This is a genomic window from Streptomyces sp. NPDC002870, from assembly GCF_042888505.1.
In the GTDB taxonomy this organism is placed as follows: Bacteria; Actinomycetota; Actinomycetes; order Streptomycetales; family Streptomycetaceae; genus Streptomyces.
This window is the reverse complement of the sequence record NZ_JBIAPW010000036.1, coordinates 18,681-38,142: the sequence shown is the minus strand read 5'-3', so window position 1 is coordinate 38,142 and position 19,462 is coordinate 18,681. Positions and strand designations below refer to the sequence as shown.

The window sequence follows — 19,462 nt, the reverse complement described above, 5'->3', positions numbered from 1 at the left end:
TGCGCGACAATAGGCGAATGACCCCGCTCGCCCCGTCCTCGACGCTCAAGATCGGCCCGCACGCCGTGCAGCCCCCGGTGGTGCTCGCGCCCATGGCCGGCATCACGAACGCGCCCTTCCGCACCCTCTGCCGTGAGTTTTCCGGCGGCAAGGGGCTGTTCGTGAGCGAGATGATCACGACGCGGGCGCTGGTCGAGCGCAATGAGAAGACCATGCAGCTCATCCACTTCGACGCGACCGAGACGCCCAGGTCCATCCAGCTGTACGGAGTGGATCCGGTGACCGTCGGCAAGGCCGTCCGGATGATCGTGGAGGAGGATCTGGCCGACCACATCGACCTGAACTTCGGCTGCCCGGTCCCGAAGGTGACCCGCAAGGGCGGCGGCTCGGCCCTGCCGTACAAGCGGCCGCTGCTGCGCGCGATCCTGAACGAGGCGGTCACGGGCGCGGGCGATCTGCCGGTGACGATGAAGATGCGCAAGGGCATCGACGACGATCACATCACCTATCTCGACGCGGGCCGGATCGCGGTCGAGGAGGGCGTGACGGCGATTGCGCTGCATGGGCGCACGGCGGCGCAGCACTACGGCGGTACGGCGGACTGGGACGCGATCGCGCGGCTGAAGGAGCACGTCCCGGAGATCCCGGTGCTCGGCAACGGCGACATCTGGTCGGCGGACGACGCGCTGCGGATGGTGCGCGAGACGGGGTGCGACGGGGTGGTCGTGGGGCGCGGGTGCCTGGGGCGGCCCTGGCTGTTCGGCGATCTGGTGGCGGCGTTCGAGGGCAGCGGCGCCTATGCGACGCCGACGCTGAAGGAGGTCGCGGTCGTCATGCGGCGGCACGCGGAGCTGCTGGGGGAGTGGATCGGCGACGAGACGCGCGGGGTGATCGACTTCCGTAAGCATGTGGCCTGGTATCTGAAGGGCTTCTCGGTGGGCTCTGAGATGCGCAAGAAGCTGGCGATCACGTCGTCGCTGGCGGAACTGGACGCGCTTCTGGGGGAGTTGGACCTGGACCAGCCGTGGCCGGTGGGCGCGGACGGGCCGCGGGGGCGTACGTCGGGGAACAACCGGGTGGTCCTGCCGGACGGCTGGCTGAAGGATCCGTACGACTGCGCGGGCGTGAGCGCGGAGGCGGAACTGGACACGTCGGGCGGCTGAGGGCGGCCCGGGTCGGCTTGATTTCAAGCCCGCCCTGGGGGCACTTCCCAGCGGTAGCCGGGGGAGAGTGAGGACGGGGTCCGGGGCGGGTCCGGAGCGGCCGCACCCGTAGCCCGCTCATCTGATGCCGGCCGGCGCGCGGACGACGCGCCCCAGGTGGCCCTGGGTGCCACCCCCGGCGGTCGCGGTTCACGCTCAGGGCCGGGCGGCACAGTACGGACGGAGCCGCGTGTTGCGGTGTGTTACGCGGGTCCGGATGATGGGACTGGACGCTCGTCGGTCGCGTGATTCTCGCCACCCTTGATAGGGGTAGCGCTCAGATGAGCGAATTGGCGACGACTGCACCTCTCGGAAGAGTGGCACGCAGTGCCACCCCTCCTGGGTTCATTCGGTCGAGCGACTCGTCGCCATGCGTGGTGATACCTGCGGTAGTCGTCACCTCGCGTATCGATGACTTCGAGTCTTGAAAACATGCTGATGCTCCAACCCACCGACCAACTACTTTCGATCTGGTGGCGGGGGAGTGGTTACAGCCGTATGACGGCCAGGTGGACGTACCCAGAAGCCTTCGATCTGGGTATGTTCCTCGCCGTCAGGGCAGCCACCGAGTCCTCGAGGAGTCGAGACCCGTGTCGGAAAACAAAGATCAGAAGTTCGTCTACGACTTCACCGAGGGCAACAGGGACCTCAAGGACCTGCTCGGCGGCAAGGGCGCGAACCTCGCCGAGATGACCAATCTCGGACTGCCCGTCCCTCCGGGCTTCACGATCACCACCGAGGCGTGCAAGGTCTACCTCGACAGCGGCGAGGAGCCCGCGGCACTGCGTGACGAGGTCAGCTCCCACCTCGACGCCCTCGAGCAGAAGATGGGGAAGAAGCTCGGCCAGGCCGACGACCCCCTTCTCGTATCCGTACGTTCAGGCGCCAAGTTCTCCATGCCGGGCATGATGGACACCGTCCTCAACATCGGCCTCTCCGACGCGTCGGTCACCGGGCTCGCGCAGCAGGCCGGCGACGAGCGCTTCGCCTGGGACTCGTACCGCCGCCTGATCCAGATGTTCGGCAAGACCGTCCTCGGTGTGGAGGGCGAGCTCTTCGAGGAGGCACTCGAGGAGGCGAAGGCCGCCAAGAAGGTCTCCGTCGACACCGACCTGGACGCGGCCGATCTGAAGAAGCTGGTCAAGCAGTTCAAGAAGATCGTGTCCCGCGACGCGGGCCGCGACTTCCCGCAGGACCCGCGCGAGCAGATGGACCTCGCCATCCACGCGGTCTTCGACTCGTGGAACACCGACCGCGCCAAGCTCTACCGCCGCCAGGAGCGCATCCCCGGCGACCTCGGCACCGCCGTCAACGTCTGTTCCATGGTCTTCGGCAACCTCGGCCCCGACTCCGGCACCGGCGTCGCCTTCACCCGCGACCCCGCCAGCGGCCACCAGGGCGTCTACGGCGACTACTTGCAGAACGCGCAGGGCGAGGACGTCGTCGCGGGTATCCGCAACACCGTGCCGCTCGCCGAGTTGGAGTCGATCGACAAGAAGTCGTACGACCAGCTGATGCAGATCATGGAGACCCTCGAGACGCACTACAAGGACCTGTGCGACATCGAGTTCACCATTGAGCGCGGCCAGCTGTGGATGCTGCAGACCCGGGTCGGCAAGCGCACCGCCGGCGCCGCCTTCCGTATCGCCACCCAGCTCGTCGACCAGGGCCTGATCGACGAGGCCGAGGCGCTCCAGCGGGTCAACGGCGCACAGCTGGCGCAGCTGATGTTCCCCCGCTTCGAAGACGAAGGAGCGCGCGGTGGGAAGGGGCCCGAGCTGCTCGGCCGCGGCATCGCCGCATCGCCCGGCGCGGCCGTCGGCAAGGCCGTCTTCGACTCGTACACCGCGGTCAAGTGGTCGCGTTCCGGCGAGAAGGTCATCCTCATCCGCCGTGAGACCAACCCCGACGACCTGGACGGCATGATCGCCGCCGAGGGCATCCTGACCTCCCGTGGCGGCAAGACCTCGCACGCCGCCGTCGTCGCCCGCGGCATGGGCAAGACCTGTGTCTGCGGCGCCGAGGAGCTCGAGGTCGACACCAAGCGGCGCCGGCTCACCGTGAACGGGACCGTCATCGAGGAGGGTGACGTCGTCTCCATCGACGGCTCCACCGGCAAGGTCTACCTCGGTGAGGTGCCGGTCGTGCCCTCCCCGGTCGTCGAGTACTTCGAGGGCCGGATGCACGCGGGCGCCGACGACGCCGACGAACTGGTCGCCGCCGTGCACCGGATCATGGCCTACGCGGACCGAGTACGCCGCCTTCGCGTACGGGCCAACGCCGACAGCGCCGAGGACGCGCTGCGCGCACGGCGGTTCGGCGCGCAGGGCATCGGCTTGTGCCGCACCGAGCACATGTTCCTCGGTGAGCGCCGCGAGATGGTCGAGAAGCTGATCCTCGCCGACACCGACGACGAGCGCGAGCAGGCTCTTGGCGCGCTGCTGCCGCTGCAGAAGAAGGACTTCATCGAGCTGTTCGAGGCGATGGACGGACTGCCCGTCACCGTCCGGCTGCTCGACCCGCCGCTGCACGAGTTCCTGCCCGACATCACCGAGCTGTCGGTACGCGTCGCCCTCGCCGAGGCCCGCAAGGACCACAACGAGAACGACCTGCGCCTGCTGCAGGCCGTGCACAAGCTCCATGAGCAGAACCCGATGCTGGGTCTGCGCGGTGTACGTCTCGGTCTGGTCATCCCCGGTCTGTTCGCCATGCAGGTACGGGCGATCGCCGAGGCCGCGGCCGAGCGCAAGAACGCCAAGGGCGACCCGCGGCCGGAGGTCATGATCCCGCTGGTGGGCACCGTTCAGGAGCTGGAGATCGTCCGCGAGGAGGCCGACCGGGTCATCGCCGAGGTCGAGGCGGCCACCGGCACCGACCTCAGGCTGACCATCGGCACGATGATCGAGCTGCCGCGCGCCGCGCTGACGGCCGGTCAGATCGCCGAGGCCGCCCAGTTCTTCTCGTTCGGGACGAACGACCTCACCCAGACCGTGTGGGGCTTCTCCCGCGACGACGTGGAGGCTTCGTTCTTCACGGCGTACCTGGAGAAGGGCATCTTCGGGGTCTCCCCCTTCGAGACCATCGACAAGGACGGCGTCGGCTCGCTCGTCCGCAGCGCGGTCGAGGCCGGCCGGGCCACCCGCCCCGACCTGAAGCTGGGCGTGTGCGGTGAGCACGGCGGCGACCCCGAGTCGGTGCACTTCTTCCACGAGGTGGGCCTGGACTACGTGTCCTGCTCGCCGTTCCGCATCCCGGTGGCGCGCCTGGAGGCCGGCCGCGCTGCAGCCGGGTCAAGGGGCAGCGACTCCCGATAAGACGCCGGAGCCGTCGGCGGGGTCTGGGGGTTCGCCCCCAGTCGGTACCTCCACCCTCACCGATCCGGTGGCGGCTCCGGAACACCGAAGGGGAAGGGGCGGGCGCCTGTGCGGGGCGCCCGCCCCTTCCATGTCTTCTTCCGGGTCCGCGCCCGGGTCTTCTTCCAGTCTTTCGGTAAAGTCCATGTCGGTGCAATGTGCATGTTGAATTCTGGACCGTTGCCCGCCGGACCGTTTCCGGCAATCGAATTCCTGCCATTCGTTACGCAAAACCAGGGTCGGGGCGCGGCCTGCGGATCCCCATCCACAGACCACGCCCCATTACCCGTGCCGGACAGGGAGCCGCACCCTCGGTCGCCCGCCGCCGGTCGTGCAAAGCCCCCCACGGCCTTCGCACGACCATCGGTGACAGAAGGTTTCCTGCCCGACGTCGTACAGCCTTTCGGTTGCCACCCACCCCTCGCGAGGCGTTTCAACTGTGGCTGAAACACCGTGGTAACGTCCTGTGATGGCATGCATACTCAGTGATCGGGGCGATTGCGGATGCAACATGTGGGGGTTCGGTGCTACGTATCCATTTCACTGGGGACGACCTAGCCAGAGTGCGGATGGCGGTCAGACCGGATGTTTTGTGGGAAACGATTCTCAGCTTTCACCGATTGCGGGAGCGCCGACGCGCGCTCATGTTCGGGGAATGGCGGTCGGAAACCCGCGCCCGGTTGAATGGTGAAACACGGCTGCTTGCCGCGCTGGTTCCGCCGCGGGGGTATTTCCCGGACTTTCTCACGCCTCCCGAAGGGGGCGGCGGGCTGGACGCGGGGCTGGAGGCGCTGCGGGCGACGCCGCCCGGACGGCTGCACTCCGAGCTGGCCCTCGCGGCCGCGGGACGCGGCGGCGGGGCGGTGCTGCCGGGCCGGCTCGCCGCGCTCGCCGAAGGCGCGCCCGAGCCGCTCGCCCGGCTCATAGGAGTCCTGCGCAGCTACTACCGCGCCGCCATCGAGCCGTACTGGCCGCACATCCAGGCCAGGGTCGAGGCGGACCGTGCCGTCCGCGGCCGGGCGCTGCTCGACGGCGGAGCGGGCGAACTGCTCACCTCACTGCCGCCGGTGCTCCGCTGGCGGCCGCCGGTGCTGGAGGCCGACTATCCCGTGGAGCGCGAACTGCACCTGGACGGGCGGGGGTTGCTGCTCCAGCCGTCGTTCTTCTGCCGCGGCAACCCGGTGGTCTACCGTGACGCCGCGCTCCCGCCCGTCCTGGTCTACCCCGCAGTCCAGAGCTGCGCGCCCGCCTTCAGCGAGACCGGCGGCCCCTCGCTCGGCCGGCTCGTCGGCCACACCCGCTCGACCGTCCTGAAGGCCATCCGCTTCGGCTGCACGACCAGTGAACTCGCCCGCAGGGCAGGGGTGTCGCTCGCCTCCGCCAGCCAGCACGCGGCGGTCCTGCGCGAGGCGGGCCTGGTGGTGACGCTGCGCCACGGCAACGCCGTACTGCACACCCTCACTCCGCTGGGCGCCGCCCTGCTGCGGGGCGGCGCCACTGCGGAGGCCGCGGGCTAGGCGCGGAAGGGCCCGGTCACCTCGTAGGTGATGCCGCCGGACGAGGAGCCGCTCGTACCGCGCTGGCTGGAGAAGTACAGCCGCTTGCCGTCGGGCGAGAAGGCCGGTCCAGTGATCTCGGACGAGGACTGGCCCGTGACCCGCAGGAACACTGCGACGATGTCGTTCGGCGTGATGATGCAGATCTCCAGGTTTCCGCCGTCCTCTGCGACGAAGAGATCGCCGGAGGAGGAGCCGGTGATGTTGTCGACGCCGGTCAGGGGGGCGGGACCGGGGTTGACCAGGCTGTCGTCGTAGGCCAGCTCGTAGGTGCTGTTCAGCAGGTTGACCTGCCAGACGCGGTTGTCGCCCTTGGTGGTGAACCAGACGGTGTCGCCTGCGTAGTGACAGCCCTCACCGCCGTTGAAGTGCTTGGCGCCGGAGACCTGGTTGCGGGTCGCGGTCGGCGAGCCGTCCGGGTCGGGCACGTTCTGCCAAGTGAAGGAGCCGGAGGTGCCGGAGCCGGCGACGAGCACCTGAAGGGTGCCGGAGGAGAGATTGCCCCATGTGGTCGGGATGAACCGGTAGAAGCAGCCGTTGGACTCGTCCTCGGTCAGGTAGATCACCCGGCGTACCGGGTCGGCGGCGGCAGCCTCGTGCTTGAACTTGCCCATGGCGTCTCTGCGGGTGCTGGTGCCACCCCACGGGTTGGTCTCGTAGACGTAGCCGAGGGAGACTTCCTCGCAGGACAGCCAGGTGTTCCACGGGGTGGCGCCGCCGGCGCAGTTCTGCCGGGTGTTGGAGAGGATGCGGTACGCGCTGGTGATGGTGCCGGAGGAGTTGAACTTCACGGCGCTGGCGCCGCCGCCGGGGTTGATCTCTGAGTTGGAGACATAGATCCAGCCGCTGCCGTCGGCGAAGCAGGCGCCGCCGTCGGGGGCGTTGTGCCAGGTGTAGGAAGTGCCGGAGACGGTCTGCCCGGAGCGGGCGATCACGCGGCTGGTGAACCCACTCGGCAGCTGGATGCCGTTGGCGTCTGCCGCGCCCAGCGAGCCGTACGGACTGGGGCCGTTCTGGGCCGGGGCCGCATATGCGGCACCGCGCATCAGGGTGCCGCCGAAGGTGGCGACGGAGGTGCCGATGACCGCTCCGCGCAGGAAGCTGCGACGTTCCACTTGTCACTCCAGGTGAGGTGACCGCCCCGTGGCGCCGGTCGGCGCCCGGGGTTGCGCCGGTACGGGAACCTATGAGTCGCGAATTGACAGCACGTCAACGGGTGGTGACGCACGGCGGTCGAGTCCGCGGGGTTTCGGCCACCCGGCACCGTCACCCGGGGGGTCCCGAACCGATCGGGCGTACCGTCGGGGTATGTCTGTTACATGGGTTGTGCCGGGATCGGGAGGAATGTCGGTGCATGCGGGCGACGAGGAGCACCGCACCGACAGCGAAGAGGAAGGCCGGTACTCGTACGAGATCCACGGCAGCGGCGCCTTGCTCGTCTGGGTGAAGCGGGGCGGCGAAGCCGACAGCATCCACATTGCGTACGGGCCGGGCGCATGGATCTCCGTGAGCGGCACCAGCAGGGGCTTGTAGGGCTCAGGCCTTGAGGCCCTCGTACGTCACCGATGTGAGCTGCTCCGACGCCACCCAGAGCCGCTCGCCCGCCGCGTCGTTGCGCGTCCACATCGCCCGCTGCGCCGGCGCGGGCGCACCGCGCCAGCCCAGCTTCGGCCCGGTGAACGAGTCCGGCCGCACGCCCGGCGCGGTGGCCGCGTACAGCGTCGGCAGCGCGCCCGACTCGGCGGACTGCGCGATGATCCGGTTGCCGGCCTGCATGAACCGCTCGGCTGTCTTTCTGCCGTCCATCCGCGCGCCCGCGGTCTGCAGATTGGTGGCCGCATAGCCGGGATGGGCAGCGGCCGCGACGACGTCTGAGCCCGCCGCGACCAGCCGCCTGGCCAGCTCGTGCACGAAGAGCAGGTTCGCCGTCTTGGAGCGGGAGTAGGCGACCCAACGGCGGTAGCGGCGCTCACTGTTGAGATCGCCCATGTCGATATTGGCCAGGACGTGCATGAAGCTGGACAGGCTCACCACCCGCGCCCCCGGGGTGCCGAGCAGTTTCGGCAGCAGCAGCCCGGTCAGCGCGAAATGCCCGAGGTGGTTGACGCCGAACTGCGTCTCGAAGCCGTCGGCCGTCTGTCGGTATGGCAGGGCCATCACACCGGCGTTGTTGATCAGCAGGTCCAGGCGCTCGTACGGACAGCTCGCCGCGAACTCCCGTACGGAGGACAGTGCCGCCAGGTCCAGCGGCCGGAACTGCACGTCGGCGCCGGGGACTTGGCGGGCCATGTGCTCTTCTGCCCGCTTGCCGCGGGCCTCACTGCGGCACGCGAGAATCACTCGCGCGCCGCGGCGGGCCAGCTCCTGGGCAGTGACGAGTCCGATGCCGCTGTTGGCTCCGGTGACCACGGCGGTACGTCCGCCCTGGTCCGGGATGTCGCCCGCGTTCCAGCCCGACATGGCTGAACTCCTCGCTAGGGAACCTCGATCGGCCCACCCTACGAACGTTCAGGCCGCGGAGCCACTGCCGACGACCAGGTCTGTGCTCAGCCGCTCAGCCGCTCAGCCGCACTTCGTACGCCGTCACCGACACCGACTCGTCGTCCAGGCAGCCCCCGCTCCCCAGATCGAACCGCTGCTTGAGCAGCGGCGACGCGACGAACGGCCGGCCGGCCGCGGAGCCGATGAGACCCCGGGACAGGACCTGCGCCCCGGTGAAGGGGTCCCGGTTGTCGATCGCGTACGGCGTGCCCTCGCGGTCCAGGAAGACCGCGGCCTGGCGGCCGTCCGGCAGCAGGACCGCGACCCCGCGGCCCGGGGTCAGCAGGGAAAGCGAGCAGAGTGCTAGCCACTCACTGCCGAGGCGGAGCTGGAGCTGCGTGTCCGTCTTCTCAGGGGCGATCGTCATCGGGCAGCGGTTCCTTCCAGAGTACGGATTTGCAGTACCGGCAGGTCCGGCTTGACCTGGTCGCGCTCGGGCACGAACTTCACCGTCGGGTCCGGGACTTCGGGCGCGTTCACGAAGGAGACGAAGCGGCGCAGCCGTTCCGGGTCGTTGATGGTCTCGGCCCACTCGTCGCGGTAGCCGGCGACATGGTCCGCCATCAGCGATTCGAGCTCGGCGCAGATGCCCAGCGAGTCATGGACGACCACATCACGTACATGACCGAGCCCGCCGTCGATCCGCTCCAGCCAGGTCGAGGTGCGTTCGAGCCGGTCCGCGGTGCGGATGTAGAACATCAGGAACCGGTCGATGAGCCGGACCAGTTCCGCGTCCGAGAGGTCCTGGGCGAGCAGATCCGCGTGGCGCGGGGTCGCGCCGCCGTTGCCGCCGACGTACAGGTTCCAGCCGTTGGCGGTGGCGATGACGCCGAAGTCCTTGCTCTGCGCCTCCGCGCACTCGCGCTGGCAGCCGGAGACCGCGGACTTCAGTTTGTGCGGGGAGCGCAGGCCCCGGTAGCGCAGCTCCAGATCGATGGCCATCTTGACCGAGTCCTGCACGCCGTAGCGGCACCAGGTCTGGCCCACGCAGGACTTCACGGTGCGCAGCGCCTTGCCGTACGCGTGCCCGGACTCGAAGCCCGCGTCCACCAGGCGAGCCCAGATCTGCGGGAGCTGGTCGACGCGCGCGCCGAAGAGGTCGATGCGCTGGCCGCCCGTGATCTTCGTGTAGAGGCCGTAGTCGCGGGCCACCTCGCCGATCACGATCAGCTTCTCGGGAGTGATCTCACCGCCCGGGATGCGCGGCACGATCGAGTACGAGCCGTTCTTCTGCATATTGGCGAGGAAGTGGTCGTTGGTGTCCTGGAGCGCCGCCTGCTCGCCGTCCAGGACGTAGCCGTCGGCGCCGATCGTGGGGGCCAGCGAGGCGATGATCGAGCCGACGGTCGGCTTGCAGATCTCACAGCCGTTGCCGCCCTTCGCCGCCTCACGGCCGTGCGAGTCGAGGAGCGCCGCGTACGAGGTGATGCGCAGCGCACGCACGATCTCGTACAGCTCCTGGCGGGTCTGCCCGAAGCAGCCGCACAGGCCCTTGTCGACCTCGACGCCCGACGCCTCCAGCTCGGCGTTGACCAGCTGGCCGAGCACCTTGACGCAACTGCCGCAGCCCGTACCGGCCTTGGTGCACTTCTTCACCTCTGGCACGGTCGCGCAGGAGTGCTCGGTGACCGCGCCGCGGATGGTGCCCTTGGTGACGTTGTGGCAGGAGCAGATGACCGCGTCGTCGGGCAGCGAGGACGGGCCGAGCGCGACCGGGGCGCCGAGTCCCGCGGGCAGCACCAGCTGTTCGGGCGAGACCGGGGGGACGGAGCCGGTGAGCGGGCGCAGCATGCCGTACGAGTCGGCGTCGCCGACCAGCACGCCGCCGAGCAGCTCGCCGTCCTGGCCGATGACCAGCTTCTTGTAGACGCCGGAGCGGGAGTCGGAGTAGACGACGTCGAGGCAGCCGTCTGCCGCGCCGTGCGCGTCACCGAAGGAGGCCACGTCCACGCCCAGCAGCTTGAGCTTGGTCGACATGTCCGCGCCGGTGAAGGTCTTGACGTCGCCCTCCAGCGAGCCCTCCAGCGCGGCGGCCGCCGTCTCGGCCATCTCGTAGCCGGGCGCCACCAGTCCGTACACCCGGCCGTCCGACGCCAGCGCGCACTCGCCGATCGCGAACACCGCGGGGTCGGACGTACGGCACTGGTCGTCGACCACGATGCCGCCGCGCTCGCCCACGTCCAGGCCCGCGTCGCGGGCGAGCTGGTCCCGGGGCCGTACGCCCGCCGAGAAGACGACCAGGTCGGTGGCGAGGACCGAACCGTCCGACAGGGCCATGCCGTTGACGGCGCCCGACTCGTCGACGGTGACTTCCTGGGTGCCGGTGCCCGTGTGGACGGTCAGCCCCATGCGCTCGATGGTCTTCAGCAGGGCCGCGCCGCCGCCGTCGTCGACCTGCACCGGCATCAGCCGGGGCGCGAACTCCACGACATGCGTCTTGAGGCCCAGCCCCTTGAGCGCGCCCGCCGCCTCCAGGCCGAGCAGTCCGCCGCCGACGACCGCGCCGGTGGTGGCCGTCTTCGCGTACTCCTCGATCGCGAGCAGATCCTCGATCGTGCGGTAGACGAAGCAGCCCTCGGCGTCCTTGTTCGGCACCGGCGGTACGAAGGGGTACGAGCCGGTGGCCAGGACGAGCGTGTCGTAGGCGAAGGTCCGCCCGGCGCGCGAGGTGACCGTGCGGGCCGCCCTGTCGATGGTCTCGGCCGGGTCGTCGAGGTGCAGCTCGATACCGTGGCGCTCCATGAAGTCGCCCTCGACCAGAGAGAGGTCGTCCGGGGTGCGGCCCGAGAAGTACGAGGTCAGCTGGACCCGGTCGTATGCGGCGCGGGGCTCCTCGCACAGCACGACGATCCGCGCCCGCCCGGCGACGCCGCGCTCTGCGAGGGCCTCCAGGAATCGCTGGCCGACCATCCCGTGGCCGACGACCACGATTGCGGGGGTGGGCATCGCAGGCATGTCAGAGGCCTCCATCATTGGTGAGCAGGTGGAGCAGGGGCACGGAGTCCGGCAGGGCCTCGTCGCCCTCCCAGGCCCGGGCGAGCGCGCCGACCGCGGCGAGATCCCCGAGCAGCACCCCGCCGACGAGCCGGTCCCCGCGGACGACGACCTTGCGGTACGCGCCCCGGGTGGCGTCGGCGAGCTGGATGACGTCGTCCCCCGGGCGGGGCGTCGGATCGCCGAAAGCGGCGAGATCGAGAGGGCCGGCGGCGGTGCCGCCCGCGCCGGTGATGGCTGCGGTTGCCGCGGCCGGGACTGCCGGGCCCGTCAGGGTCAGCCGGGTCAGGGCGCGGGTGCCGGTGTAGCGGGCGGCTGTGCCGGTGAGTACGGAGGCCAGGACGTCCGCCTGCTCCAGCGCCGGGCCCGCCAGGCCCTGGACGATTCCCGCGTGTTCCGCGCAGTCGCCGATGGCGTGGATGTACGGGTCCGAGGTGCGCAGCTCGTCGTCGACGACGATGCCCTTGCGGACTTCCAGCCCGGCGTCCAGCGCCAGAGTGACCCTGGGGCGCACGCCGCACGCGAGGACGACGAGTTCCGCGTCCAGCGCGTACCCGTCGGCGAGTTCGACGGCGCTGACCGCCGCGTCGGGGCCGCAGTGCAGGCCCCTCACCCGGCACTCGGTGTGGATCTCCACACCCAGTGCCTCCAGGTGGAGGCGGAGCAGATCTGATGCGGAGACGTCCAGCTGGCGCTCCATGATGTGCTCGCCCTGCTGGGCGAGCACCACCTTCGCGCCGCGCGTGGCCAGGGCGCGGGCCGCCGAGACGCCGAGCAGCCCGCCGCCGACGACGACCGCGCGGATGCCGGGACGTACGGCCGCCGACAGCGCTGCGCAGTCGTCCAGCGTACGGAAGGGATGCACCCCGTCCGGGAGCCCGTCGCCGATCCCGCGCAGGGGCGGCAGCACCGGGTTGGAACCGGTCGCCAGCACCAGCCGGTCGTACGCCACCGAGGTGCCGTCCGCACAGTGCACAAGACGCCGGTCCCGGTCGACCGCGGTGGCCCGCACGCCGCGCCGGACCGGAACGTCGGGCAGGGCGATGACCTCGGGGCCGTACCGCCCGGCGAGGACTTCCGCGAGCAGCACCCTGTTGTACGGGGCATGCGGCTCCTCGCCGAGAACGGTGACGGGGACGCCCGCGTAGCCGAGCCGGCGCGCCAGCTGTGCGCCCGCCGTCCCGCCGCCGATCACCACGATCTCTGAAGCCATGCCTGCAGCCTGCGGCTTCGGTGTTACCCGGCAGGTTCTCCTCTGTTTCCCGCGGGGAACGCTGCCCTCAGCGTGCCGGGGGCGGGTGTGTGAGGGGACCGGGATTCACGCGCCCGCCACCCGCCCGCTCGGGTAGTGTTGCCGTCTCCAGCAGTGGACCGTCGTAGGAGGTGAGACCCATTACCGCAGGTGCAGGCTGGGTGCTCTCATCTCACGGCCGCGCGGTCGATCCGACATAGGTGACCGCCCCGCGGGAGCGCCCTCAGGCTTCCCGAAAGGCTTCCATGCCGGCTTCACCGTCACTTCTTCCTCTCTCCGCCATCGTCACCAGGCTCCGCGCCGCCGGCTGTGTGTTCGCCGAGGACGAGGCGCGACTGCTCACCTCCACGGCAATGTCGCAGTCCGAACTCGCCGCCATGGTGGACCGGCGGGTCGCCGGGCTGCCCCTTGAACACGTCCTCGGATGGGCCGAGTTCTGCGGTCTGCGGGTGGTCGTCGAGCCCGGGGTCTTCGTGCCTCGCCGGCGCACCGAGTTCCTCGTGGCGCAGGCTGTCCGCCTCGCCGGGCCGGGGGCTGTCGTCGTCGATCTGTGCTGCGGTTCCGGCGCCGTGGGCGTCGCGCTGACGGCGGCGCTCGAGGGGGCTCAGCTGCACGCCGCCGATGTCGACCCGGCCGCGGTGCGGTGCGCCCGGCGCAATGTCGGGCCCGTCGGGGGGCAGGTGTACGAGGGCGACCTCTTCGGGCCACTGCCCGCCGCGCTGCGGGGCGGGGTCGATGTGCTGGCCGCGAATGTGCCGTATGTGCCGACTGGGGAGGTCGGGCTGCTGCCGCCGGAGGCGCGCGAATACGAGCCGCGGGTGGCGCTCGACGGCGGCGCGGACGGGCTTGACGTACTACGGCGGGTGGCCGGTGCGGCGTCGCGATGGCTGGCGCCCGGCGGGTGCCTGCTCATCGAGACGGGCGAGCGGCAGGCGCCGGGGGCCGTCGAAGCCTTCGCCCGAGGCGGGCTGGCGCCGCGGGTGGCTGTCTCCGAGGAGCTGTACGCCACCGTCGTCATCGGAACCAGGCCCGTGGACTCGCCCTAGTACCGAAACGGCCTTTGGCGTGACCGGTTGCCAGACTGTCCGTCGGCCGCTGCGCCGCCCGCCCCTTCCCGGAACCTCAGACGTCGCTCAACACTCCCGGGCCCGCTCCCGTCAGGCCCTGGGGCCCGACGGGAGCGGGGACACGGCGGGTACTCCGGGACGGTGTGAACCGGCCCGTCAGCTGCCCTGCGCGCCGCTCGCCCGGCGGCGCAGGAGCAGGGTCCCGCCGACGGCGGCCGCGGCCAGTACGGCCACGCCCGCCGCGATCTTGGTGATGTCCGGGCCGACGCTGCCGCCGACGCCGGTGTGCACATGGCCGCTCGGCCGCTTGTGATGCCGCACCGCGAGGTCACCGGTGGCCGGCTTGTCGTTCTTGCAGCTCACCTCGATGGGGTAGGTCCCGGGCTCGGTGTCGTGGGGGACCTTGAACCGGCCGACCACGACCTTCTTGTGCGTACCCGCCGACAGACGGAATCCGCCCGCGCCCAGCGACCGTGCGTCTCCGACGCCGCGGCCGCCCGGGCCGCAGGCGGCGGTGTTCACGGTGATGGTCGCGCCCGGCGCGGCGGTCGACGGGAACGCCTCCATTACCGCGAAGTCCCCGGCGTACGCCCCGTGGGCGCCGAGCCCTATCGTGGCGGCTGCCGGCGCGGTGGCAGGCAGCAGGCGGGCGGTGGTGCGCATGGGGCTCCTCCGGAGAAGCACGGTGGTGCGAGTGTCGTCCTCGTTTCTCTGAGATAAGGCGCAGCCCGCGGCCCACGCCTGCTGATGGGCAATCAGATTCGATGGCCCGACTCGGCGTGTCGTGCTGGACGCCGGACGTTGTCGCAGGTCATGGCGGGTGATGGGGAGTCGGATGGGGGATTGGGTCCGACGCGTGCTGAACGGGTGAGGGCGGCCCCGGCCGGCCGAACCGGCTCGCTGGGCATGGGCTTGACCTCAATCATGCTTGAGGTACCAGTCTCATCCTCATGGACCTCACAACGCCTGAAGCCGTGCGCGCAACCGTGCTCAAGAGCACCGTGCCCGAGGCCGTGCCTGCCACCGCGCCCGAGACCGTGCGTGCAACCGTGCCCGAGAGCACCGCGCCCGAGAGTGCCGCGCCGCTGAAGCTCGCCGTCATCCTCTCCAGCAACCGTGAAGGCCGCTTCGGCCCCGTCATCGCCGACTGGTTCCTCTCCCGCGCCGCCGGACGCGAGGATTTCACCGTCGAACTGATCGACCTTGCCGACGCCGACCTGCCCACCGCCCTCTCCTACAGCCCCGGCCCCGCCGTCCGCGCCGAACTGGCCAAGGTCTCCCCGAAGCTCGCCGACGCCGACGCCTTCGTCGTCCTCACCCCCGAGTACAACCACTCCTTCCCCGCCGCCCTCAAGAACCTCATCGACTGGCACCACACCCAGTGGCAGGCCAAACCCGTCGGCTTCGTCTCGTACGGCGGAATCTCCGGCGGCCTGCGCGCCGTCGAGCAGCTGCGCCAGGTCTTCGCCGAAATGCATGCCGTCAGCGTCCGCGACACGGTCTCCTTCCACCAGGCCGGCACCCACTTCGACGGCGATGGGCGGCACAAGGACCCCGCCGCCTGCGACGCCGCCGCCAAGACGATGCTCGACCGGCTCGCCTGGTGGGGGCACGCCCTGCGGAACGCCAAGTCCAGCCACCCGTACGCCGGTTGAGGGCCGACCGTACTGATCGGGCCGCTGGGCGAGCGGCTGGCGAGCGGCTGCGCCGCAAGCGTCGTCACAGATGCCGGGACGTTGGGCAAGAGCCGTGCGTACGGTGGCCTGACCGACCGGTTATGGACCGCGACCCGAAGGAGCCCGTCAGTGGCCCAGGCACTGACCGTACTGACCACGACCGACAGCGCCGCGAAGGCGGAGGAGCTGGCGCGCGGCGCGGTGGAGGCGAGGCTGGCCGCGTGCGCGCAGATCTCCGCGCCCGTCACCTCCGTCTACCGCTGGAAGCACGAGGTCGAGACCGCGGAGGAGTGGCAGGTCCTCTTCAAGACGACGCAGGCCTGCTATGCGGCGCTGGAGTCGCATCTGGTCGCCGCGCACGACTACGAGACGCCGGAGATCATCGCGACGCCGGTGGTGGCCGGCAGCGCCGCGTATCTGGCGTGGATCGACGCGGAGACCACGGCGCCGTGACGATGTCTGCCGACCAGCTCCCGTTCTTCGTCTACGGCACGCTGCGCCCGGGCGAGTGCAACCACGATCTCTTCCTGCACGGCCGGACGGCGACGGAAGAGCCCGCGCTGCTCACGGGCGCGGTGCTGTACGAGGGCCCCGGCTATCCGTACGCCGTCCTCGACGCCGGCGGCGGCACAGTCGCGGGGGAGCTGGTGACGGCGGCTGCGGGGGAGTACGGCGAGCTGCTCGCGGTACTCGACCACCTGGAGGAGTACACCGCGCCCGGCCACCCGCGCAATGTGTACGAGCGGGTGGCCCGCGACGTCCTGCGCCCGGACGGCACGGCCGTACGGGCCTGGGTGTACGTCGCGGCGCCGGGTGTGGCCGCGGAGCTGCGGGCGAAGGGCACGCGGATCCGGGGCGGCGACTGGTGCGGCCGGCTGAGCAGCTGACCTGGGGCTATGTCACGTGTGCGCGTTCCACCCGGACCGCGCACACCTTGAACTCCGGCATCCGCGAGGTCGGGTCGAGCGCCGGGTTCGTCACCGAGTTGACCCGGCCGTCGCCGGGCCAGTGGAACGGCATGAAGACGGTGTCGGGCCGTATCCCGGCGGTGATCCGGGCGGGCCCGACGGCCCGCCCGCGCCGTGACACGACGGCGAGCGGCTCGCCCTCGACGGCCCCGACTCGCTCGGCGAGCAACGGATGCAGCTCGACGAAGGGCCCGGGGGCGGCGGCATTGAGCTCATCGACCCGCCGGGTCTGCGCGCCGGACTGGTACTGCGAGACGACCCGCCCGGTGGTGAGCAGTACGGGATAGGCCTCGTCGACCTCCTCGGCGGCGGCCCGATGCGCCACCGGGACGAAACGGGCGCGCCCGTCGGGGGTCGCGAACCGTTCGAGGAAGAGCCGGGGCGTGCCGGGATGGTCTCCGGAGGCCTCCTCGGGGCACGGCCAGAACACCCCGTCCTCCTGAGTGATCCTTCGGTACGTGATGCCGGAGTAGTCCGCCGGGCCGCCCGCCGACGCCCTGCGCAGTTCCTCGAAGACCTCCTCCGGGTCCGCGGGGAAGCCCTTCTCGTGGCCGAGCAGAGCCGCCAGCCCGCCCAGCACCTCCAGGTCGCTCCGTATGCCTGGTGGGGCCTGCACCGCCTGGCGGCGCAGCAGGACACGGCCCTCCAGATTGGTCGTCGTGCCTGTCTCCTCCGCCCACTGCGTGACCGGTAGCACCACGTCCGCGAGCGCCGCCGTCTCCGACAGCACCACGTCCGCGACGGCCAGGAAGTCCAGCGAGCGCAGCCGCTCCTCCACATGCCCGGCCCGGGGCGCGGAGACCACCGGGTTCGAGCCCATCAGCAGCAGCGACTTCACATCACCGCCCAGCGCGTCCAGCAGTTCGTACGCACTGCGCCCCGGGCCCGGCAGCGTCTGAGGCTCAACCCCCCACACCCGGGCGACATGCGCCCGCGCCGCCGGGTCGTCGAGCTTGCGGTAGCCCGGCAACTGGTCGGCCTTCTGGCCGTGTTCGCGGCCGCCCTGGCCGTTTCCCTGACCGGTCAGGCAGCCGTAGCCGGACAGCGGCCGGCCCGCGCGGCCGGTCGCCAGGCAGAGGTTGATCCAGGCGCTCACCGTGTCCGTGCCCTTGGAGTGCTGCTCCGGACCGCGCGCGGTCAGCACCATCCCCGACTCGGCGCCGCAGAACATTTCCACCGCTTCGCGCAGTTGGGGCACGCCCACGCCGGTGATCCGCTCCACCAGCTCCGGCCAGTGCGCCATCGCCGCGGCCCGCGCCTCGCCCCAGCCGCTCGTGCGCGAGGCGATGAACTCCTCGTCCGTACGCCCCTCGGCGACCACCAGGTGCAGCAGCCCGAGCGCGAGCGCCAGATCCGTCCCCGGCCGGGGCGCGAGATGCAGGTCGGCCTGTTCCGCGGTCCGTGTCCGCCGCGGGTCGACGACGATCAACGTGCCGCCGTTCTCCCGCAGTTCGGTCAGATAGCGCAGCGCCGGCGGCATCGTCTCTGCGAGATTCGAGCCTACGAGGATCACGCATCCGGTGCGCGGAATGTCCTCCAGCGGGAACGGCAGCCCGCGGTCGAGCCCGAACGCCCGCTGGTGCGCGGCCGCCGCCGACGACATACAGAAGCGCCCGTTGTAGTCGATCTGCGAGGTGCCCAGCACGACCCGCGCGAACTTCCCCAGCGAGTACGCCTTCTCATTGGTCAGGCCCCCGCCGCCGAAGACGCCGACCGCGTCGGGGCCGTACGTCTCCCTCGTACGCCGCAGTCCCGCCGCGACCGTGCCAAGCGCCTCCTCCCAGGTGGCCGGCTCGAGCCTGCCTGTGGCGGGGCGACGGACCAGGGGCTCGGTCAGGCGCACCCGGGAGGAGAGCAGCGCGGGCGCGGTGCGGCCCTTGCCGCACAGCGCGCCCCGGTTCACCGGGAAGTCCGGGCGCTCCACCACCTCGACCGCTTCCGGTCCGCCGCGCAGACTCATCCCGCACTGCAGGGCGCAGTAGGGACAGTGGGTCGGCGTGGCCGGGGCAGCAGCCTCGGTGGTGGTTTCGGACATACGCCCAGGTTGGGACGCGCGTGTTACGCGGGCGGGCACGCCGGATTACGGTCCGGGTACGCCCGGCTCCGCCCGCCCCCCGCGGCCCCGTGAGGAACCCGCGGTGCCTGTGAGGAACCCGCGGTGCCGTGAGGTACTCGCGGCTCCCCGTGACGTACCGCGGCTCCCCGTGAGGAACCCGCGGCGCGCCTCAGGCGCGGCGGCCGAGCAGCGCCAGCAGCCTGGCCTGGTGACTGTCGCCCGGCGGCGGCTCGATCGGCGGGGCGAAAAGGCCGGACTTCGACAGGCCAGAGGCGTACGGAGTGACCTCGTCGAGCGCGAAGCCCACCAGCACGTCCGGCAGCCGCTCCGGCGCGCCGATCGCACGGGACAGGTCCCAGCTGTGCACGACGGCGTCCGTGATCATCTGCGCGCAGTACGCCACCGCCGGGGTCTCGCCGTACGAGAGCAGCACCGTCTGCTCCAGCGCCCCAGGCGCCCCGAAGGCCTTCCGTGCGGCCCGCGCGGCCGCGTCCCAGCTGGCCCGCGGGTGGGCGCCGAGCACATCGCCGTCGTACGCGTCGCCCACCTCATCGATGCCCGCTCCATCCGTCACCAGGTCCGGCACCCACAGCTGCTCCGCGGTGAGATGGTTGACGAGATCGCGAACGGTCCACTCGGTGCAGGGCGTCGGGTCGTCCCACTGATCGGCCCGTACGGCGTGCACGCGTTCGGTGAAGAGCGCGAGCGCTTCGGCGTGTCGGCTGAGCAGGGTTGCTACGTGGTTTTCCATACGGTTCACTGTCGCGCGCTGCGGATGCCGACGCGAGTCTGTCGCC

At 70.8% G+C, this 19,462-nt stretch carries 16 protein-coding genes; 8 read left to right on the top strand and 8 right to left on the bottom strand.

Going from position 1 to position 19,462, the window contains the following annotated elements; translation table 11 throughout:
• Window positions 1–17 precede the first annotated feature (17 nt).
• The 3 genes from dusB (at window position 18) to ACFYWY_RS31585 (ending at window position 6,072) form a co-directional block, all read left to right on the top strand.
• Window positions 18–1,163, top strand: a complete 1,146-nt coding sequence (gene dusB, locus ACFYWY_RS31595) for a tRNA dihydrouridine synthase DusB (RefSeq protein ID WP_389192680.1) — start codon at window positions 18–20, stop codon at window positions 1,161–1,163.
• Between the two features lie 629 nt (window positions 1,164–1,792).
• A complete protein-coding gene (ppdK, locus tag ACFYWY_RS31590; protein WP_389192677.1) occupies window positions 1,793–4,516 on the top strand; it encodes a pyruvate, phosphate dikinase in 2,724 nt (907 codons plus the stop codon).
• 563 nt (window positions 4,517–5,079) lie between these two features.
• Complete coding sequence (locus ACFYWY_RS31585; protein WP_389192674.1) at window positions 5,080–6,072, top strand: ArsR/SmtB family transcription factor; 993 nt, start codon at window positions 5,080–5,082, stop codon at window positions 6,070–6,072.
• Here ACFYWY_RS31585 and ACFYWY_RS31580 read toward each other — a convergent pair.
• A complete protein-coding gene (locus ACFYWY_RS31580; RefSeq protein WP_389192672.1) occupies window positions 6,069–7,226 on the bottom strand; it encodes an alkaline phosphatase PhoX in 1,158 nt (385 codons plus the stop codon). The two genes, ACFYWY_RS31585 and ACFYWY_RS31580, sit on opposite strands and share 4 nt — an antisense overlap.
• 193 nt (window positions 7,227–7,419) lie before the next feature.
• Between ACFYWY_RS31580 and ACFYWY_RS31575 the strand changes: the two genes are divergently transcribed.
• Window positions 7,420–7,644 carry a hypothetical protein gene (locus ACFYWY_RS31575; protein WP_389192669.1) on the top strand — a complete coding sequence of 75 codons (225 nt, stop codon included), beginning with the start codon at window positions 7,420–7,422 and terminating at the stop codon, window positions 7,642–7,644.
• A gap of 3 nt (window positions 7,645–7,647) precedes the next feature.
• Here the strand turns inward: ACFYWY_RS31575 and ACFYWY_RS31570 are convergent, their stop codons facing one another.
• From ACFYWY_RS31570 to ACFYWY_RS31555, 4 genes are all read right to left on the bottom strand, one after another.
• Window positions 7,648–8,571: an oxidoreductase gene (locus ACFYWY_RS31570; protein ID WP_389192666.1), complete on the bottom strand. Its 924-nt coding sequence runs from the start codon at window positions 8,569–8,571 to the stop codon at window positions 7,648–7,650.
• Window positions 8,572–8,665: 94 nt separating this feature from the next.
• A complete protein-coding gene (nirD, locus tag ACFYWY_RS31565; RefSeq protein ID WP_389192662.1) occupies window positions 8,666–9,019 on the bottom strand; it encodes a nitrite reductase small subunit NirD in 354 nt (117 codons plus the stop codon).
• Window positions 9,016–11,598, bottom strand: a complete 2,583-nt coding sequence (nirB, locus tag ACFYWY_RS31560; protein WP_389192658.1) for a nitrite reductase large subunit NirB — start codon at window positions 11,596–11,598, stop codon at window positions 9,016–9,018. The genes nirD and nirB overlap by 4 nt, the downstream gene beginning before the upstream one ends.
• Before the next feature lie 10 nt (window positions 11,599–11,608).
• The gene (locus tag ACFYWY_RS31555) at window positions 11,609–12,859 is read right to left on the bottom strand and encodes an NAD(P)/FAD-dependent oxidoreductase (protein ID WP_389192655.1); all 1,251 of its coding nucleotides are present in this window, start codon (window positions 12,857–12,859) and stop codon (window positions 11,609–11,611) included.
• A 284-nt stretch (window positions 12,860–13,143) separates the two neighbouring features.
• Here ACFYWY_RS31555 and ACFYWY_RS31550 point away from each other — a divergent pair, with 284 nt between their 5' ends.
• On the top strand, window positions 13,144–13,944 hold the full coding sequence (locus ACFYWY_RS31550) for a putative protein N(5)-glutamine methyltransferase (protein ID WP_389192652.1): 801 nt from the start codon (window positions 13,144–13,146) through the stop codon (window positions 13,942–13,944).
• A 177-nt stretch (window positions 13,945–14,121) separates the two neighbouring features.
• Here the strand turns inward: ACFYWY_RS31550 and ACFYWY_RS31545 are convergent, their stop codons facing one another.
• Window positions 14,122–14,628, bottom strand: coding sequence for a hypothetical protein (locus tag ACFYWY_RS31545; RefSeq protein ID WP_389192649.1), 507 nt, complete (start codon window positions 14,626–14,628; stop codon window positions 14,122–14,124).
• Between the two features lie 287 nt (window positions 14,629–14,915).
• On the opposite strand from ACFYWY_RS31545, the gene ACFYWY_RS31540 reads away from it, so the two are divergent.
• The 3 genes from ACFYWY_RS31540 to ACFYWY_RS31530 all read left to right on the top strand — a co-directional run bounded on the left by ACFYWY_RS31540 (window position 14,916) and on the right by ACFYWY_RS31530 (window position 16,528).
• Window positions 14,916–15,620: an NADPH-dependent FMN reductase gene (locus ACFYWY_RS31540; RefSeq protein ID WP_389192646.1), complete on the top strand. Its 705-nt coding sequence runs from the start codon at window positions 14,916–14,918 to the stop codon at window positions 15,618–15,620.
• A 150-nt stretch (window positions 15,621–15,770) separates the two neighbouring features.
• Window positions 15,771–16,094 (top strand): divalent-cation tolerance protein CutA, encoded by a 324-nt coding sequence (gene cutA / locus ACFYWY_RS31535; protein ID WP_389192643.1) that lies wholly within the window; start codon window positions 15,771–15,773, stop codon window positions 16,092–16,094.
• A 2-nt stretch (window positions 16,095–16,096) separates the two neighbouring features.
• A complete protein-coding gene (locus ACFYWY_RS31530) occupies window positions 16,097–16,528 on the top strand; it encodes a gamma-glutamylcyclotransferase family protein (RefSeq protein WP_389192829.1) in 432 nt (143 codons plus the stop codon).
• 7 nt (window positions 16,529–16,535) lie between these two features.
• Here the strand turns inward: ACFYWY_RS31530 and ACFYWY_RS31525 are convergent, their stop codons facing one another.
• Window positions 16,536–18,644: a molybdopterin oxidoreductase family protein gene (locus tag ACFYWY_RS31525; RefSeq protein WP_389192640.1), complete on the bottom strand. Its 2,109-nt coding sequence runs from the start codon at window positions 18,642–18,644 to the stop codon at window positions 16,536–16,538.
• Window positions 18,645–18,834: 190 nt separating this feature from the next.
• Window positions 18,835–19,416 carry a TIGR03086 family metal-binding protein gene (locus ACFYWY_RS31520; RefSeq protein WP_389192637.1) on the bottom strand — a complete coding sequence of 194 codons (582 nt, stop codon included), beginning with the start codon at window positions 19,414–19,416 and terminating at the stop codon, window positions 18,835–18,837.
• Between the last annotated feature and the right edge of the window lie 46 nt (window positions 19,417–19,462).

Excerpts from the sequence above, each read along its gene's own strand:
- ACFYWY_RS31570 (WP_389192666.1), bottom strand. The coding sequence starts at position 8,571 with ATGTCGGGCTGGAACGCGGGCGACATCCCGGACCAGGGCGGACGTACC.
- ACFYWY_RS31575 (WP_389192669.1), top strand. The coding sequence starts at position 7,420 with ATGTCTGTTACATGGGTTGTGCCGGGATCGGGAGGAATGTCGGTGCAT.
- nirB (WP_389192658.1), bottom strand. The coding sequence starts at position 11,598 with ATGCCCACCCCCGCAATCGTGGTCGTCGGCCACGGGATGGTCGGCCAG.
- ACFYWY_RS31520 (WP_389192637.1), bottom strand. The coding sequence starts at position 19,416 with ATGGAAAACCACGTAGCAACCCTGCTCAGCCGACACGCCGAAGCGCTC.
- dusB (WP_389192680.1), top strand. The coding sequence starts at position 18 with ATGACCCCGCTCGCCCCGTCCTCGACGCTCAAGATCGGCCCGCACGCC.
- ACFYWY_RS31525 (WP_389192640.1), bottom strand. The coding sequence starts at position 18,644 with ATGTCCGAAACCACCACCGAGGCTGCTGCCCCGGCCACGCCGACCCAC.
- ACFYWY_RS31555 (WP_389192655.1), bottom strand. The coding sequence starts at position 12,859 with ATGGCTTCAGAGATCGTGGTGATCGGCGGCGGGACGGCGGGCGCACAG.
- ACFYWY_RS31540 (WP_389192646.1), top strand. The coding sequence starts at position 14,916 with ATGGACCTCACAACGCCTGAAGCCGTGCGCGCAACCGTGCTCAAGAGC.
- ACFYWY_RS31545 (WP_389192649.1), bottom strand. The coding sequence starts at position 14,628 with ATGCGCACCACCGCCCGCCTGCTGCCTGCCACCGCGCCGGCAGCCGCC.
- nirD (WP_389192662.1), bottom strand. The coding sequence starts at position 9,019 with ATGACGATCGCCCCTGAGAAGACGGACACGCAGCTCCAGCTCCGCCTC.
- ACFYWY_RS31550 (WP_389192652.1), top strand. The coding sequence starts at position 13,144 with ATGCCGGCTTCACCGTCACTTCTTCCTCTCTCCGCCATCGTCACCAGG.
- ACFYWY_RS31530 (WP_389192829.1), top strand. The coding sequence starts at position 16,097 with ATGTCTGCCGACCAGCTCCCGTTCTTCGTCTACGGCACGCTGCGCCCG.